The sequence below is a fragment of the Curtobacterium caseinilyticum genome, from assembly GCF_030363035.1.
Lineage (GTDB): Bacteria > Actinomycetota > Actinomycetes > Actinomycetales > Microbacteriaceae > Curtobacterium > Curtobacterium caseinilyticum.
In genome coordinates this window covers 71,737-86,716 of the sequence record NZ_JAUCMN010000008.1, presented here as the reverse complement: position 1 = coordinate 86,716, position 14,980 = coordinate 71,737, and the positions used below count along the sequence as shown (strand labels likewise).

At 72.2% G+C, this 14,980-nt stretch carries 14 protein-coding genes; 2 read left to right on the top strand and 12 right to left on the bottom strand.

The window, feature by feature from the left end:
* Positions 1 to 102: 102 nt before the first annotated feature.
* From QUG93_RS12205 to rplU, 8 genes are all read right to left on the bottom strand, one after another.
* Positions 103 to 1,683 carry a hypothetical protein gene (locus tag QUG93_RS12205; protein ID WP_289474241.1) on the bottom strand — a complete coding sequence of 527 codons (1,581 nt, stop codon included), beginning with the start codon at positions 1,681 to 1,683 and terminating at the stop codon, positions 103 to 105.
* Positions 1,680 to 2,279 (bottom strand): nicotinate-nucleotide adenylyltransferase, encoded by a 600-nt coding sequence (gene nadD / locus QUG93_RS12200; protein WP_289474239.1) that lies wholly within the window; start codon positions 2,277 to 2,279, stop codon positions 1,680 to 1,682. The genes QUG93_RS12205 and nadD overlap by 4 nt, the downstream gene beginning before the upstream one ends.
* 11 nt (positions 2,280 to 2,290) lie before the next feature.
* A complete protein-coding gene (locus tag QUG93_RS12195) occupies positions 2,291 to 2,491 on the bottom strand; it encodes a hypothetical protein (RefSeq protein ID WP_289474237.1) in 201 nt (66 codons plus the stop codon).
* A 41-nt stretch (positions 2,492 to 2,532) separates the two neighbouring features.
* The gene (locus QUG93_RS12190; RefSeq protein ID WP_289474235.1) at positions 2,533 to 3,798 is read right to left on the bottom strand and encodes a glutamate-5-semialdehyde dehydrogenase; all 1,266 of its coding nucleotides are present in this window, start codon (positions 3,796 to 3,798) and stop codon (positions 2,533 to 2,535) included.
* 471 nt (positions 3,799 to 4,269) lie between these two features.
* Positions 4,270 to 5,088, bottom strand: coding sequence for a glutamate 5-kinase (proB, locus tag QUG93_RS12185; RefSeq protein ID WP_289474233.1), 819 nt, complete (start codon positions 5,086 to 5,088; stop codon positions 4,270 to 4,272).
* Positions 5,089 to 5,095: 7 nt separating this feature from the next.
* A complete protein-coding gene (gene obgE / locus QUG93_RS12180; protein ID WP_289474231.1) occupies positions 5,096 to 6,613 on the bottom strand; it encodes a GTPase ObgE in 1,518 nt (505 codons plus the stop codon).
* A gap of 107 nt (positions 6,614 to 6,720) precedes the next feature.
* Positions 6,721 to 6,972 (bottom strand): 50S ribosomal protein L27, encoded by a 252-nt coding sequence (gene rpmA / locus QUG93_RS12175; RefSeq protein WP_022905368.1) that lies wholly within the window; start codon positions 6,970 to 6,972, stop codon positions 6,721 to 6,723.
* 14 nt (positions 6,973 to 6,986) lie between these two features.
* On the bottom strand, positions 6,987 to 7,295 hold the full coding sequence (rplU, locus tag QUG93_RS12170; RefSeq protein WP_058728431.1) for a 50S ribosomal protein L21: 309 nt from the start codon (positions 7,293 to 7,295) through the stop codon (positions 6,987 to 6,989).
* 178 nt (positions 7,296 to 7,473) lie between these two features.
* Here rplU and QUG93_RS12165 point away from each other — a divergent pair, with 178 nt between their 5' ends.
* Positions 7,474 to 7,746, top strand: coding sequence for a DUF4031 domain-containing protein (locus tag QUG93_RS12165; RefSeq protein WP_289474229.1), 273 nt, complete (start codon positions 7,474 to 7,476; stop codon positions 7,744 to 7,746).
* Positions 7,747 to 7,936: 190 nt separating this feature from the next.
* Here QUG93_RS12165 and QUG93_RS12160 read toward each other — a convergent pair whose 3' ends face one another.
* Together QUG93_RS12160 and QUG93_RS12155 are read right to left on the bottom strand one after the other, a co-directional pair.
* Positions 7,937 to 9,103, bottom strand: a complete 1,167-nt coding sequence (locus tag QUG93_RS12160) for an AEC family transporter (RefSeq protein WP_289474227.1) — start codon at positions 9,101 to 9,103, stop codon at positions 7,937 to 7,939.
* Position 9,104: 1 nt separating this feature from the next.
* A complete protein-coding gene (locus QUG93_RS12155; RefSeq protein ID WP_289474225.1) occupies positions 9,105 to 12,137 on the bottom strand; it encodes an Rne/Rng family ribonuclease in 3,033 nt (1,010 codons plus the stop codon).
* Positions 12,138 to 12,472: 335 nt separating this feature from the next.
* On the opposite strand from QUG93_RS12155, the gene QUG93_RS12150 reads away from it, so the two are divergent.
* Positions 12,473 to 13,081: a vitamin K epoxide reductase family protein gene (locus QUG93_RS12150; protein ID WP_289474223.1), complete on the top strand. Its 609-nt coding sequence runs from the start codon at positions 12,473 to 12,475 to the stop codon at positions 13,079 to 13,081.
* A gap of 590 nt (positions 13,082 to 13,671) precedes the next feature.
* Here the strand turns inward: QUG93_RS12150 and QUG93_RS12145 are convergent.
* Positions 13,672 to 14,523, bottom strand: coding sequence for a DsbA family protein (locus tag QUG93_RS12145; RefSeq protein WP_289474221.1), 852 nt, complete (start codon positions 14,521 to 14,523; stop codon positions 13,672 to 13,674).
* A 25-nt stretch (positions 14,524 to 14,548) separates the two neighbouring features.
* Positions 14,549 to 14,968 carry a nucleoside-diphosphate kinase gene (gene ndk, locus QUG93_RS12140; RefSeq protein ID WP_289474219.1) on the bottom strand — a complete coding sequence of 140 codons (420 nt, stop codon included), beginning with the start codon at positions 14,966 to 14,968 and terminating at the stop codon, positions 14,549 to 14,551.
* Between the last annotated feature and the right edge of the window lie 12 nt (positions 14,969 to 14,980).

The following is a 14,980-nucleotide window of genomic DNA, read 5'->3' as shown; positions in this document are numbered from 1 at the left end:
TCCGTGTGATGGGTCCCGATCATAGGCCACCCCGCCGACAGCGGCCAGGCCGTCCGGCGGGGTGATCGGTGCTCGATGTGCCGAGCGAGCGGGGCGGCGGGGTCAGCCGCCGAAGTGGGTGGTGAGGAGGGCGACGATGATGACACCCGCGGCGGCGAGGCCGACGGCCCCCACCGTGACGCCGAGGATCACCGGCGTGCGGGACTCCTTGGGCTTCGCTGCCGCCAGGACGACCTGGCGCGTCGAGGTGTGGCTCGACACGGCGCGGCTCGCCCGGACCGGGCTCGCGTCCGTCTCGGGCTGCTCGTCGTGCTGCTCCAGCAACCGGTCGACCTCGGCTCCGTCGATCGGCCGGTGGGACCCGGTCGAGGACAGCGAGGCGGGGAGGTCGATCGAGCCGGTGAGGATGACCTCACCGGTGGCGTTCAGGGCTCCCGTCGGGTCGGCCAACGCCGAGTTCGGGAGCACGATCGAGTTCGTGTCCTGCACGGCGACGCGGCGGGTGCCGGTCACGTCGTGCACCTCGGCGTCGTCGGCGTCCTGCGCCTGCTGCGACCAGTGCCCCACCGGCGGCTCGAACGCCGTGGTGACCGGCTTCGGCTCAGGACTGCGCTGGAAGGCGGCGGGGACCCGCGGGGCAGCGGCATCCGCGTCGCCCCGTCGGTCGTCGGCGGGCGTGGGGCGCTGCACCGGGACCTCGTTGGTGTCGTCGTCGAGCGACAGCGGGAAGACCACGGGCGTCGAGGAGGAGGGCACGTCGCCCGGCGTCGGTGCTGCCGCGGCGTCCTCGGAGGCGGGTGGGGTGTCACCGTCGACGTCCGACTCGTCGCCCTCCGGTGGCGCCCAGGTCGAACGGTGGCGGCGCGGCTCCTCGGCGTGGGCGGCGGCCTCGCTCAGCGGCTCGATGGCGTCGGGCGACCCGTCCGCCTCGGTCGCCTGGGCGACGGCGGCCGCGTCGAGCCGTTCCGACTCGGCCGACGGCTCCGGGGCGCCGGAGTGGTCGTCACGGTCCGCGGCGGGCGCTGCGGTGTCCTGCTCGTCGAGGTCGTCCGCGGCGTCGCCGGACCGGTCAGAGCCCGGCCCCACGGTCTGCTCGGCTGCCGTACGGGCCGGCGTCGGGGCGAGCGGGACCTCGGACGAACGACCGGCGTCTGCCGTGGAGGACGGGCGCGCCGTCGCCGGAGCGGGCGTCGGACGCGACGGGACCGACGCGGGGCGGACGCGCTGCGCGTCCTCGTCGAGTCGGTCCACCGAGCCGAGGACGTCCTGCACGGTGCGGTCCGACGAGTGCGGCGTGGGTGCCTGCAGGGGCACGGGCTGGACCGCCTGCCCCTCGGCCTCGCGCATGAGGCGGAGCTGACGACGGGTGAGCCCGCCGGTCCCGGGGACGATCTCGGTCGCGGAGGCCGGTGCCGGCGTGAGGGGGAACACCGAGCCCGCGGACTGCGGCGCGGTACCGGCCGACCGCGGTTCGCTGCCGCTCGCCGGGCGGGCGGCGGACTGCGCCGGACCACTCGGGGACGGCGCGACGTGCGAGCCGGGGCGGCGGCGGGCCTCGGGCTCGTCGGTGGGTGCTGCGACGGTCGGCGGCGGCGTGACCGGCTGCCCGCTGGCCGCGGCGGCACGCTCCCGCTCGCGCGCCTGGCGCCGCGAGAGTGGCGGCTGCGCGTCGGACGAACTCATGCAACGCTCCGATACAGGTGGTGCTTGGAGATGTACTGGACGACACCGTCTGGGACCAAGTACCACACGGGGTGGCCGCGCCTGACCCGGTCGCGGCAATCGGTCGAGGATATCGCCAGGGCGGGGACTTCGAGCAAGCTCACGTCACGCTCGGGCAGTCCGGTGATGCTCAGGTCGTGGCCCGGCCGGGTGACCGCGACGAAGTGCGCGAGATCCCACAGCTCATCATGATCCTTCCAGTCGAGGATCTGCTGAACGGCGTCCGCGCCCGAGATGAAGACGAGCTGCGCATCCGGACGCTGCTCGTGCAGGTCGCGGAGCGTGTCGATCGTGTAGGTCGGCCCGGGGCGGTCGATGTCGACACGGCTGACCGTGAACATCGGGTTCGACGCCGTGGCGACGACGGTCATCAGGTACCGGTGCTCCGCGTCGGTGACACCCGACTTCATGTACGGCTGACCGGTGGGGACGAAGACGACCTCGTCCAGGTCGAACGCACGGGCCACCTCGGACGCTGCCACGAGGTGTCCGTGGTGGATGGGGTCGAACGTGCCACCCATCACACCGATGCGTGGGCGCCCCGTGCTCTCGAGCATCGAGCGGCGCGTCAGAGCTTGGTGTGACCGAACTCGTCGACACCCGTCTCGTGGTGGCGGGTGGCCTCGAACTTGTGCGAGTGACGGTAGGCGACGTCGCGGAAGCTCCAGGTCACGAACCCGAGGAAGATGAAGAAGAGCGCTCCGCACATCGGGAAGACGAACGCGGGGACCCCGGATGCGTGCTCTGCGGCTTCGGCGAGGAAGGTCATCGGTCGGTGCTCCGTTCGGTCGGGGGAGGTCGCCGCTCAGTCTAGCCGCGGATCTGTCCCTGCCCGCGCACGATCCACTTGGTGCTCGTGAGCTCGGGCAGGCCCATCGGCCCGCGGGCGTGCAGCTTCTGGGTCGAGATGCCGACCTCTGCGCCGAAGCCGAACTCGCCGCCGTCGGTGAAGCGTGTCGAGGCGTTCGCCATGACGACCGCGGAGTCGACCCCGGCGAGGAAGCGCTCGGCCGTGTCGACGTCGTTCGTGACGATCGATTCCGTGTGGTGGGTCGACCAGCGGGCGATGTGCGCCATCGCGGCGTCGACGTCGGGCACGACGCGGATGGACAGGTCGAGGTCCATCGACTCGGTCGCCCAGTCGGCCTCGGTCGCGCGGAGCACCCCGGGCACGATCGTGCGCGTGGCGTCGTCGCCACGAAGGGTGACGCCGGCCGCGCGGAGGCGGTCCGCGAGCACGGGGAGGAGCCGCTCGGCTGACTGCTCGTGCACGAGGAGGGTCTCGAGCGCGTTGCAGACGCTCGGTCGCTGGACCTTGCTGTTGAGGACGATGTCGACGGAGCGCTCGAGCGGCGCCGAGGCGTCGAGGAACACGTGCACCACGCCCGCGCCGGTCTCGATCACGGGCACCTGCGACTCGGTCACCACGGTCTGGATGAGCGATGCGCTCCCCCGCGGGACGAGCACGTCGACCAGCCCGCGGGCACGCATGAGCTCCGTCGCGCCCTGCCGCCCGAACTCGTCGATGGTCTGGACGAGGTCGGCGGGCAGCCCGACCGAGGCGACCGCCTGCCGGATGCGCTCGACGAGCTCCGCGTTCGTGCGCTGGGCCGCCGACCCGCCTCGGAGCACCACCGCGTTGCCGCTCTTCAGCGCGAGCGCGGCGATGTCGACGGTGACGTTGGGCCGTGCCTCGTAGATGGCGCCGACCACGCCGAAGGGCACACGGACCTGCGTGAGCTGCAGGCCGTTCGGCAGCCGCGAGCCGCGCATGTGCTCGCCGACCGGATCCGTCAGCCCGACCACGTGCTCCACCGCCGCGGCCAACGCCTCGATCCGGGCGGCATCGAGACGCAGGCGGTCCAGGAGTCCCGACGAGAGCCCGCCGTCCTCACCCGCCACGAGGTCCTCGTGGTTCGCGGCGACGATGCGGTCCGCCCCCGCACGGACCGCTGCTGCCACGGCACGCAGGGCCTCGTCCTTGACCGCGGTGGTGGCCGTCGCGAGTACCGACGATGCGCCGCGCGCTGCGACGAGCTTGTCGGTGAGGGAGGGAGCGGTGACGGTCGACGACATGGTCCGATACTAGGTCGACCACCCGGACCGTGACGCTGCTCGCGTCACACCTGTGGAGTCGACCGGGAGGCACCACTCCGGTGCAGGACTCCGCGCACGTCACCGAGGGGGTGCTCCCACCGACCCGGACACCGCCGAGCACCGGCGTCCGCCCGCGCGGAGCACCGGCGTCCGCCCGCGCGGAGCACCGGCGTCCGCCCGCGCGGAGCACCGGCGTCAGGCCGGGACGGGCCGGTCCCACCGAGATGGTCCCGTGCCCGCCGGCGTCTCGACGCGGTGACGGTGTCCCGCGTGCTCGGCGGCGTCTCGCGCAGGTACGTCGTCCGGCCGGACCGACGTGGCGGAGACGCCCTGCGCCTCCCGGCCGGCAGCGGACCCGTGCGACGGCAGCCCCCACCGGCGGCGACCCGACCAGCGGCGGACCCGACCGGCGGCGGACCCGACCGGCGGCAGACCCGTCAGCGGCAGCCGTCAGCTGCGCGGCGCCGCGTGGAACCAGGTGCCGACGTGCTCCCCGGCGAGTGCCCGGTCCACCAGCGACGTCGCCGTCACCAGCACCGCGGTGCCGGCCTCGGCCGCGAGCCGCGCCGCAGCCACCTTCGTCCCCGCTCCCCCGGTGCCGACCCCGGCCTTGCCGACCGAGCCGAAGGTGACCCCCGCGAGCTCGTCGCCGAACGGCACCTCGTCGATGGGCTCGGCGTCCGGGTGCTCCGGCGGCCGCGTGTACAGCGACTCGACGTCCGACAGCAGCACGAGCGCGTCGGCGCCGAGGAGCCGGGCGACGAGCGCCGCGAGCCGGTCGTTGTCGCCGAAGCGGATCTCGTGCGTGGCGACCGTGTCGTTCTCGTTGACGATCGGCAGCACCCGCAACGCGAGCAGCCGGTCGACCGCGCGCTGGGCGTTGACCCGGTGCGTCGGGTTCTGCATGTCGCCAGCGGTCAGCAGGACCTGCGCCGCGACGACGCCGTGGCGGTCGAGTTCCTTCTGGTACCGGAACATGAGCACGTTCTGCCCCGTGGCCGCCGCCGCCTGCTGGGTGGCGAGGTCGTCCGGGCGCCCCTCGAGCCCGAGGAACGGGAAGCCCGTCGCGATCGCGCCGGAGGACACCAGGACCACCTCGGTGCCCCGCGCGTGCGCCGCCGCGATGGCGTCGACGAGCGGAGCGATCTGCCCGGTGTTCTCGCCGCTGACCGACGACGAACCGACCTTGACCACGAGCCGGCGCGCACGCGGGAGCTCCTGCCGCCGCGTGACGGGGCCGAGGTCGGTGCGCGCGCTCGTGTCGGTCATGCCGCGATCAGTCCTGGTCGTCCCGGTCGTCGTCCGCCCAGAGACCGGAGACGCGCTCCTGCTCGAGCTCCGCGCGTGCGGCGGCCTTGGCGTCCATCCGCTCGAAGTAGTCCTCGCGGCGCTCGTTGCGCGTGGGTCGCGACGACCCTCCGACGCGGGCGTCCGTGCCGCGGGCGCTCGTGATGAGTTCCGCGGTCGAGGTGAGCGTGGGCTCCCAGTCGAACACCATGCCGCCGTCGCCACCGATGACGACCGTGGACCCGGCGACGGCGCCGGCCTTGAACAGGCCGTCCTCGACGCCGAGCTTCGCGAGCCGGTCGGCCAGGTAGCCGATGGCCTCCTCGTTGGTGAAGTCGGTCTGCACGACCCAGCGCTCCGGCTTGTCACCGCGGACGCGGTAGAAGCGGTGGTCCTCGCCGCCCTCGGCCCGCACGGTGAAGGGCTTCTCGTTGACGGCCTTCGGGCGGAGCACGATGCGCTCCTGCTCGGGCGCCGCAGGACGCGCGGCACGGGCCTGCTCGACGACGTCGGCCAGGGCGAAGGTGAGCTCACGCAGCCCCTGGCGGGAGGCGGTCGAGATCGGGAAGACGCGGTAGCCGCGTTCCTCGAGCTCCGCGGTGACGAACTCGGCGAGCTCGGCGGCCTCGGGCACGTCGACCTTGTTCAGGGCGACGAGCTGGGGACGCTCGAGCAGCGGGGTCTGCCCCTCGGGGACCGGGTAGCGCTCCAGCTCGCGGAGGATGACGTCGAGGTCGCTGATCGGGTCGCGACCCGGGTCCATCGTCGCGCAGTCGATGACGTGCAGCAGCGCCTCGCAGCGCTCGACGTGCCGGAGGAACTCGAGCCCGAGACCCTTGCCCTCGGAAGCGCCCTCGATCAGCCCGGGGACGTCGGCGACGGTGAACCGCACCTCGCCGGACTCGACGACACCGAGGTTCGGCGTCAGGGTGGTGAACGGGTAGTCGGCGATCTTCGGCTTCGCGGCGGAGACCGCGGCGATGAGCGAGGACTTGCCGGCGCTCGGGAAGCCGACCAGCGCGACGTCCGCGATCGTCTTCAGCTCGAGGCTGACGTCGCCGGTCCACCCGGGCGTCCCGAGCAGCGCGAAGCCGGGGGCCTTGCGCTTCGTGGTCGCCAGCGCGGCGTTGCCGAGCCCGCCCTGCCCACCGGGGGCCACGACGACGCGCATGCCCGGCTCGGTCATGTCGGCGAGGACCTCGCCGCCCTCGTCGTGGACGACGGTGCCGATCGGCACGGGCAGCTCGAGCGTCTCCCCGCTCACGCCGCTGCGCATGTCGCCCATGCCGGGCTGGCCGTTGCGCGACGAACGGTGGGGCGAGCGGTGGTAGCCGAGCAGGGTGGTCACCTGCGGGTCGGCGACGAGCACGATGTCGCCACCGTCGCCGCCGTTGCCGCCGTCCGGGCCGGCGAGGGGCTTGAACTTCTCACGGCGGACCGACACGCAGCCGTTGCCGCCGTTCCCCGCGGTGAGGTGCAGGGTCACGCGGTCGACGAAGGTCGCCATGGGTCCACTCCTAGGTGTTGCAAGAGGTCTTGCACGGGTGTTGCACGAAAGAACGGGAGGGGCGGGCACGTGGCCCGCCCCTCCCGCAGAGTCTGTCGTCGCTGGTGTTACGCGTTGACGATGTTGACGACCTTGCGGCCGCCCTTGGTGCCGAACTCGACCGAACCGGCCGAGAGGGCGAACAGCGTGTCGTCGCCACCGCGGCCGACGTTGGCGCCCGGGTGGAAGTGGGTACCACGCTGGCGGAGGATGATCTCGCCGGCGTTGACGACCTCGCCACCGAAACGCTTCACGCCGAGGCGCTGTGCGTTCGAGTCACGACCGTTGCGAGTGGAGCTCGCACCCTTCTTGTGTGCCATCTTCTACTCCCGCCTTACGCGATCGAGGTGATCTTGACGCGGGTCAGCTCAGCGCGGAAACCCTGACGCTTCTTGTACCCGGTCTTGTTCTTGAACTTCTGGATGACGACCTTGGGACCGCGGAGGTCCTCGAGCACCTGGGCGGTGACGGTCACGTTCGCGAGCTCGGAGGCCGCCGACGTGATCGTGTCACCGTCCACGAGGAGCACCGGGGCGAGGTCGATGTTGCCCTTGTCGTCGGCCTTGGCACGGTCGATCGTGAGGATCGTGCCGACCTCGACCTTCTCCTGACGGCCGCCGGCGCGCACTACTGCGTAAACCACGTGGAATTCCTTACGTACTCTGCTTGAGGGAAGTCTCGGGTGCCCACTTCTGCACGAGCGGCTCCCGGAGGCCGGGCCCGATCGGCGACGCAGGCAGAACGGCCCGCTGACACCAGGGATCGAGAATACTCGATGCCCCCGGGTCCGGTCAAACGGCGACACACGTACGATTGCTCACGTGACCGTGTTGATCGACCCGCCGACGTGGCCCGCCCACGACACCGTCTGGTCGCACCTCGTCAGTGACGCATCCTACGACGAGCTCCACGCCTTCGCCGAACGCACGGGCATCCCGCGCCGCGCGTTCGACCACGACCACTACGACGTGCCGCTCGCACGGTACGACGAACTCGTCGCGGCGGGGGCCACGGCGGTGACCGGTCGCGAACTGGTGCTGCGGCTCATCCGGAGCGGCCTGCGGGTCGCGCAGCGCGACAAGCGCACGCGCTGACCACACGTCCGCGTCACCCCGCCGCGCGTCGGCGGGGCGCGCGGCGAGCGGGGACGACGACGGCCGGGAGGCCCGCCCCGCCTCCGTCAGCGTGCGAGCGCCTCGGCGGTCGGCCGACCGGGCGCACCTGGCCGGCTCCCCCGCGCCGGTCCCGTGGTCGACGTGGTGCTCGGCACCGTCAGCCGCCCCGTCAGCGCGTCGGCGGTGCCCAGCGGTCGTCGGGACGCTGCGTGTGCTCGCGGTCACCGGACGGCTGCTGCTGGTCGGCCGGGCCCTGCTGGGGCCCCTGCTGCCCGTACCGGCCCGGCTGCGCGTGCCGGTCGTGCGCGCCCGGCTGCGCCTGCTGCCCGTACGGGCCCGGCTGCGCCTGCTGGCCCGGCTGCCCGTGCTGCGGCTGCACGCCGTACGGGCCCGGCTGCGCCTGCTGGCCCGGCTGCCCGTGCTGCGGCTGCGCGCCGTACGTCGGACCGCCCTGGTGCAGCCCGGACGGCCCCGGAACGTGCTGCACGGTCGACGGGGGCACGGCGTCGGCCGGTCGCACCGTCCCCGGCCGTCCCGCACCGGAGCGCTGTGCCGCACGGCCGCCACGGGGACGTCCGAGCCAGAGCCACGCGACGGTCGCCGTCGCCAGGAGCATGAGGGTGAAGGGCACGCCCTCCTGCAGCGGACCGGTGAGCACGTCGATCACCAGGCGCGCCCCGGATCCCGTGCGGACGGCCGCGTACGACCCCGTGAACACACCGACGAGCGCCAGGGCGACCGTACCCGCGGCACCGGCGAGCACGGCGCGCAGGAGCACCGTCGGGAGCGGGCTGCGTCGGGCGATCGGCGTCAGGAAGGCCAGCGCGAGGAAGGCTCCCGCGTAGAACGGGAAGGGCGACGCGAAGACGCCCGAGACGAAGCTGCCGAGCAGGCTCGCGCCGGTGCCGTACGTCGAGAACGGGTGCACCACGAGCGAGGTGCCGAGCAGCCCGAGGACCCCGGAGACGAACTCGACGAGCACGATCGACACGACGGCGATGAGTGCCCCGGTGGTGTTCGCGACCGAGGCACCCGGCGCGAACGCACGGCGTGGGTCCGACGACCGACGGGACGCCCGCGACGGCGGCTGCTGCTGGGGCGCCGGCTGCTGCGGCTGGCCGGACGACTGCTCGCCGTACGGCTGTCCGTACTGCTGCTGTCCGTACTGCTGCTGACCGTCCTGCTGCTGCGCGGGTTGCTGCTGCGTGGGCTGCTGCTGACCGCCCCAGGCGGGGCCACCCGGCTGTCCGGCGGCGGGCGGTGCGGGCTGTGACCAGCCCGCACCGTAGTACCCGCGGTCCTGCTGCCGACCGCGGGGGTCCCCCGCGTCGGTCACGTCAGCTCCCCACGATCACGGAGCCGTCGTCCTGCGCGTCGTCCCCGGAGGAGGCCGGTGCGCTGATGCTCGGCGAGGACACGCGACGCGAGCGCGACCGGCCCTGACCGGGCTGCTTCGGCTCCGGGAGCGCCTGCAGCACGGAGTCGAGCAGCGACTCGGCGTCGTCGCGCACCTGCCGCGGCTCACGCTTGGTCACCGCAACCGGGATGTCGAGGATCGCCACCGTGTTCTCGGACGGGGTCACCGGCGCGCTCGAGCTCACCCGTCGACGGGCGGGTGCGGCGCTCTTCGCCGGCGCGGCCTCGGGCTCAGCGACTGCGCTCGGAGCGGTGGACGCGGACGGGGCCTGCGCGGCCGTGTCGGCCACGGACGCCTGGGGCGCCTGGGGCGCCTGGTCGCCGGACGAGGCCTGGTCGTCGGACGCGGTCTGGCCGCTCGCCGCGGCCTGCTCGCCACCGGCGCTGCCCGCGCCCCGACCACCACGACGACGTCGACGCTTCGACCCGGAGGACTGCTCGCCGTGCTGGCCGGCACCGTCCTGACCGTCCGCCTGCGGCGACGCTGCCTGGTCCGGTGCTGCCGACTGCTCGGGTGCCGAGGTCGGTGACGCCGCGGAGACCGGCGACGCGGCCGAGGCGGAACCGGCGCCACCGCGAGGCGCCGCGACACCGGTCACCCCGGCTGCCGCCTCCTCGTGGGGCAGGGTCGACGCCGCGATCCGCGAGAGCGCGTTCTTGACGTCCTCGGTGATCTGGTGCGCCTGCGACGACTGGGCGTTCCCACCGGTCGAGCCGTTGCCCGACCCGCCGGAGCTGCCGCCGTTGCCGTTGCCGCCGTTCGCGCCCGCGTTGCCGCGGCTCTTCCGACGCCCCTTGGAGGGCCCGGGGTCGGCGTTGTTGTCGTTGACCTTCGCGTTGACCTCGTCGAGGGACTCGCGGAGGCCGACGCCGATCTTCTTGCGGGTCATCTGCACGAGGCCGAGCGAGGTGACCTCGGCGACCTGGTGCTTCGTGCGGTCGCGGCTCAGGCACTCGACGAGTCGACGGAGCACGAGGTCACGGTTCGACTCGAGCACCATGTCGATGAAGTCGATGACGATGATGCCGCCGATGTCGCGCAGACGGAGCTGGCGGACGATCTCCTCGGCGGCCTCGAGGTTGTTCTTCGTGACGGTCTCCTCGAGGTTGCCGCCGGAACCGACGAACTTCCCCGTGTTGACGTCGACGACCGTCATGGCCTCGGTGCGGTCGATCACGAGCGAGCCACCGGAGGGCAGCCACACCTTGCGGTCGAGGGCCTTCTCGATCTGCTCGTTGAGCCGGTACTCCTCGAACGAGTCCGGGCCGTCGTAGACCTCGACGCGGTCCTTGAGGTCGGGCGCCACGGCGTCGAGGTAGTCCTCGATGACCCCGCGGGCGGCGTCGCCGTCGATGATCAGCTTCGTGAAGTCCTCGTTGAAGACGTCCCGCACGATCTTGACGAGCAGGTCCGGCTCCGAGTGCAGCATGACCGGGGCCTGGCCGTTCGCGACCTTCTTCTGGATCGCGTCCCACTGGCTGGTCAGCCGCTGCACGTCGCGGGTGAGCTGCTCCTCGGTCGCGCCCTCGGCAGCGGTGCGCACGATGACGCCCGCGTGCTCCGGCAGGACCTCCTTGAGGATCTTCTTCAGGCGCGCACGCTCGGTGTCGGGCAGCTTGCGCGAGATGCCGTTCATCGAGCCGTTCGGTACGTAGACCAGGTAGCGGCCCGGCAGGGAGACCTGCGAGGTCAGGCGGGCGCCCTTGTGGCCGACCGGGTCCTTCGTGACCTGGACGAGGACCTTGTCGCCCGGCTTGAGGGCTGCCTCGATGCGGCGGCCGTGGTTGCCGGTGTCGACCGAGTTCCAGTCCACCTCGCCCGCGTACAGCACGGCGTTGCGACCGCGGCCGATGTCGACGAACGCCGCCTCCATCGAGGGCAGCACGTTCTGCACCTTGCCGAGGTACACGTTGCCGATCAGCGAGACGTTGTGCGACTTGGTGACGTAGTGCTCCGCGAGGACGTTGTCCTCGAGCACGCCGATCTCGATCTTCGAGGAGCTCGACCGGACGATCATCTGGCGGTCGACGCTCTCGCGGCGAGCGAGGAACTCGTCCTCGGTGATCACCGTGCGACGCCGACCGGCGTCACGGCCGTCACGTCGACGCTGCTTCTTCGCCTCGAGGCGCGTCGAGCCCTTGATGCGCTGCGGCTCGGTGATGAGCTCGGGCTCACGCTCACGCTCGCGCTCACGGCGGCGCGGCTCCTGGTGGTCGCGGGGCTCGCGGACGCCGCGCTCCTGGCGGTCGGCGCTGCTCCCCCGACGGCGCGAGCGACGACGGCCGTGGCCCTGCTCGTCGTCGTCCTCGTCGTCGGGCTCGTCGTCACGCTCGGCACGGAAGGGTCGGTCCGGCAGCGCCGGCAGCACCGGCGCGTGGAAGATCAGGGACAGGGTGCTCGTCGCCTTCGGCACGAACGCCTCGGGTGCGGTGGTCTCCCCGGCATCCGGCGCCGACTCGGGCTCGGGACGGGAGGCGGGGGTCGCCTCCGTCGCGGGCGTCGACCCGGCAGCAGGGACGGCAGCAGCCGTGGCCGGCTCCGTCGTGGTCGCGTGCGTCGCGGCGGCGGTGACGACGTCCGCGGTCGATCCGGCAGCGCTCGACCCGACCACCGGCTGGCTGCCGGTCACGGTCGAGACGTCCTGCGGCTCGGCGGTCGACGATGCGACCTGCTCGACCTCGACGGGCACCGGGACCTCGGCCGACGCCGGCACGGCGTCCGGCGAGGTCGGGGCGATCGACTCGTCGGCCGCGGCCACCTCGTCGACCCCGACCTGCTCGTCCGACGGGGCGTCGTCGGTCAGGGCGACCGTCTCGACGTCCTGGGTCGTCTCGTCGACGTCACCACGGGCCTCCTGGCCGGTGGACCGAGCGCGGCGGCTGCCGAACAGGCGGCCCCGGCGCTTCGGTGCGACTTCTTCGTTGTTCGGGTTGTCGGTGTTCTGCTCCACCATGGATCTGGTGCACTCCTCGGCCCCACTCGCGCCCTGACGGACGGCGGGAATTCTGTGGTTGTCACGGGTGGCGTCCACGCCCCCGCGTTCGTTGTCTTGTGACCGGTCCGCGTCCTCGTGGCGTTGTGGTCCGTGCCGCTCCGTGTCGGGCACCCGGCCCGACCGGCTCGACGTCCCAGGTGACGCGAGTCCCGGTCACGGCGCGCTCTCACCGCACCTGATCGCCCGGGCTGCGCCCGGGAAGCTCTCTCGTCGCACGGATCGGCCGTGCGACTCCTGTCATTGTCGCACGAGGTGCCAGGGAAGTGCCGGAACGGGCATGCGATGATGACGCCGTGAGCACGAGCGCAACCACGTACCGCCGGCCCGTGGCCATGGCGGTCTTCCTGATCGTGACCGGTGCGGTGGGCCTCTTCGCCGCGTTCAACCTCGTGATCGACGAGTTCGCGAAGTACGAGAACCCGACGAAGGCGCTGAGCTGCGACGTCAGCCCCTTCGTGAACTGCTCGCAGGTGATGACGAGCTGGCAGGGGTCACTCTTCGGGTTCCCGAACCCGCTCCTCGGCGTGATGGGCTTCGTCGCTCCGATCGCCGTCGGCGTGATGCTGCTCGCCGGGATGCGGAACGGCCACCGGTGGTTCTGGGTCCTGTTCAACGCGGGCGTGTTCCTGGCGTGGGTGTTCGTCACGTGGCTGTTCACGCAGACCGTCTGGGTCATCGGGTACCTGTGCCCGTGGTGCCTGCTCGTGTGGTCGGTGACGATCCCGATGTTCTGGATCTTCACGATCTGGAACGCCGCGCAGGGTCGGTTCGGCGCCGGGGTCCAGCGGGTCGGGCGCACGCTGCTGCCGTACTCGTGGGCGTTCGTGCTGGCGAACTACGCCGTGGTCGTGGTCTGCATCCTGATCGTCTTCCCCCGGGTGCTCACGACGCTCCCCTTCTGACGCCGATGCGCTGACGGCTCGTCGAGCCTCGGTTCGTGCGCCGGTGTCCGCCGGGCGGGCCAGATCGGTCACGCTCGGCGATCTCCGGCGACGGGAAGTGCCCTCGCCCGGCTCGCCGACGGCGTGTCCTGCCCGCTCGGCCAGCGTTCCGGCCGCGCGTGCTCCGCACTCGCGCTGCGCTCGGGTCCTCCCGTGCTCACGAGTGCTCTGCCCCCGGCACTCGGCACTGCATCCGCCGAGCCGGCTGACCCCGTGAACCGATCCTTCCCAGGACACCCTGGATGGCTGGTGTTCCCGGGCGTCCCTGGGGTCCCTGTTCGACCAGGGAGCCCGATTCGACCAGGGACGCCCGGACCGGACAGGTGTTCCGCTCCACCCCAGCGGGACCCGTGCGCACCCGATCCTTCCCATGACACACGCGATGCAAGGCGGGAACGGGCGTACCCGGTGCAACCGATGCGCCAGGTACACCCGGATCCACACAGCACGCCCGGATCGACCTGGCACGCGTGCCACCCCCGCGCGCCCCGGGTACGACGAGGCCCCGCGCTCCCGGATCGGGAGCGCGGGGCCTCGCGCAGTTCGTGCCGCTACTCGATCGCGGCCTGGATGGTCGGCACCACGTCGGTGAGCGTGCCCACGCGCTGCCCGTTCACCAGGATGGTCGGCGTGCCGAAGCCCTGCGGGCCGGCGACGGCGGGGTCGTTCGTGACCTGGTTCGTGATCTTCGTCACCCAGCCCTTGTACGTCTCGTTCGACAGGCACTCGGAGACGTCGGAGCCCGTCGCACCGCCGGCCTTCACCAGGTCGGCGATCTCGGCGTTGGTCAGGCCCTTCGTGCCCTCTTCCGGCTGCTTCTCGAAGAACTGGGTCTGCACGTCGAGGAACTTGTCCGGCGCGTAGTTCGCCACGCACATCGCGGCGTTCGCGGCGCGGCTCGCGTAGCGCGAGCCGAGGTAGCTGCGGTCGAGGATCGACACCGGGTGGATCTCGAGCGTCGCCTGACCGTTCTTCACGAAGTCCGTGATCTGGTCGGCGTAGGCGCCCTCGAACTGCTTGCACACCGGGCAGGCCCAGTCGACGTACTCGACGACCTTGACCTTGCCGTCACTGTCGGCGGTCGCGACCGGGGAGGGCGTGCCGTCCGCGGAGACCCCACTGGTCGTGACGGGCGCGATCTTGCCGTCGCCGCCGGTGAACTGGATGCCGCCGGTGACCATGTTCTTCGGGCCGGCAGCCGAGGTCGTCCCCCCACCGTTGTTCACGTTCACCGCGACGATCGCGATGATCGCCGCGACGGCCACGATGCCCAGGCCGATGCCGCCCTGGAGGAACCACTTGTTGCGGCGCTTGCGACGCTTCTCGGCGTCGGCCCGCTGGCGGGCGACCTCACGGGCGTGCTGGCGACGCTCGTTCTTGGTGGGTCGGTCGTTGTTCGTCATCGCGTCGGTGCTCCGCTTCCGTCGATCAGGCGAACCAGAGCGCGAGCTCGCGGGCGGCCGACTCCGGGGAGTCCGAGCCGTGCACGAGGTTCTGCTGCACCTTCAGGCCCCAGTCACGACCGAGGTCACCACGGATGGTGCCCGGCGCGGCCGAGGTCGGGTCGGTGGTGCCGGCGAGCGAGCGGAAGCCCGCGATGACGCCGTTGCCCGCGACGCGCACGGCGACGACCGGACCGGACTGCATGAACTCGACGAGCGGCTCGAAGAAGGGCTTGCCCTGGTGCTCCTCGTAGTGGGAGTCCAGGAGCTCGCGCGAGGCGGTCACCATCTTCAGGTCGACGATCTCGTAGCCCTTGGCCTCGATCCGGCGGAGGACCTCTCCGGTGAGCTGGCGGGCGACGCCGTCGGGCTTGACGAGGACGAGGGTCTCTTCGAGATCGGACACGCAGTTCTCCTG

Bases quoted from the DNA above. Each gene is read 5' to 3' on its own strand.
- obgE (WP_289474231.1), bottom strand. From the start codon at position 6,613: ATGGCGACCTTCGTCGACCGCGTGACCCTGCACCTCACCGCGGGGAAC.
- proB (WP_289474233.1), bottom strand. From the start codon at position 5,088: ATGACCGACACGAGCGCGCGCACCGACCTCGGCCCCGTCACGCGGCGG.
- rpmA (WP_022905368.1), bottom strand. From the start codon at position 6,972: ATGGCACACAAGAAGGGTGCGAGCTCCACTCGCAACGGTCGTGACTCG.
- nadD (WP_289474239.1), bottom strand. From the start codon at position 2,279: ATGCTCGAGAGCACGGGGCGCCCACGCATCGGTGTGATGGGTGGCACG.
- QUG93_RS12195 (WP_289474237.1), bottom strand. From the start codon at position 2,491: ATGACCTTCCTCGCCGAAGCCGCAGAGCACGCATCCGGGGTCCCCGCG.
- QUG93_RS12145 (WP_289474221.1), bottom strand. From the start codon at position 14,523: ATGACGAACAACGACCGACCCACCAAGAACGAGCGTCGCCAGCACGCC.
- QUG93_RS12205 (WP_289474241.1), bottom strand. From the start codon at position 1,683: ATGAGTTCGTCCGACGCGCAGCCGCCACTCTCGCGGCGCCAGGCGCGC.
- QUG93_RS12190 (WP_289474235.1), bottom strand. From the start codon at position 3,798: ATGTCGTCGACCGTCACCGCTCCCTCCCTCACCGACAAGCTCGTCGCA.
- QUG93_RS12155 (WP_289474225.1), bottom strand. From the start codon at position 12,137: ATGGTGGAGCAGAACACCGACAACCCGAACAACGAAGAAGTCGCACCG.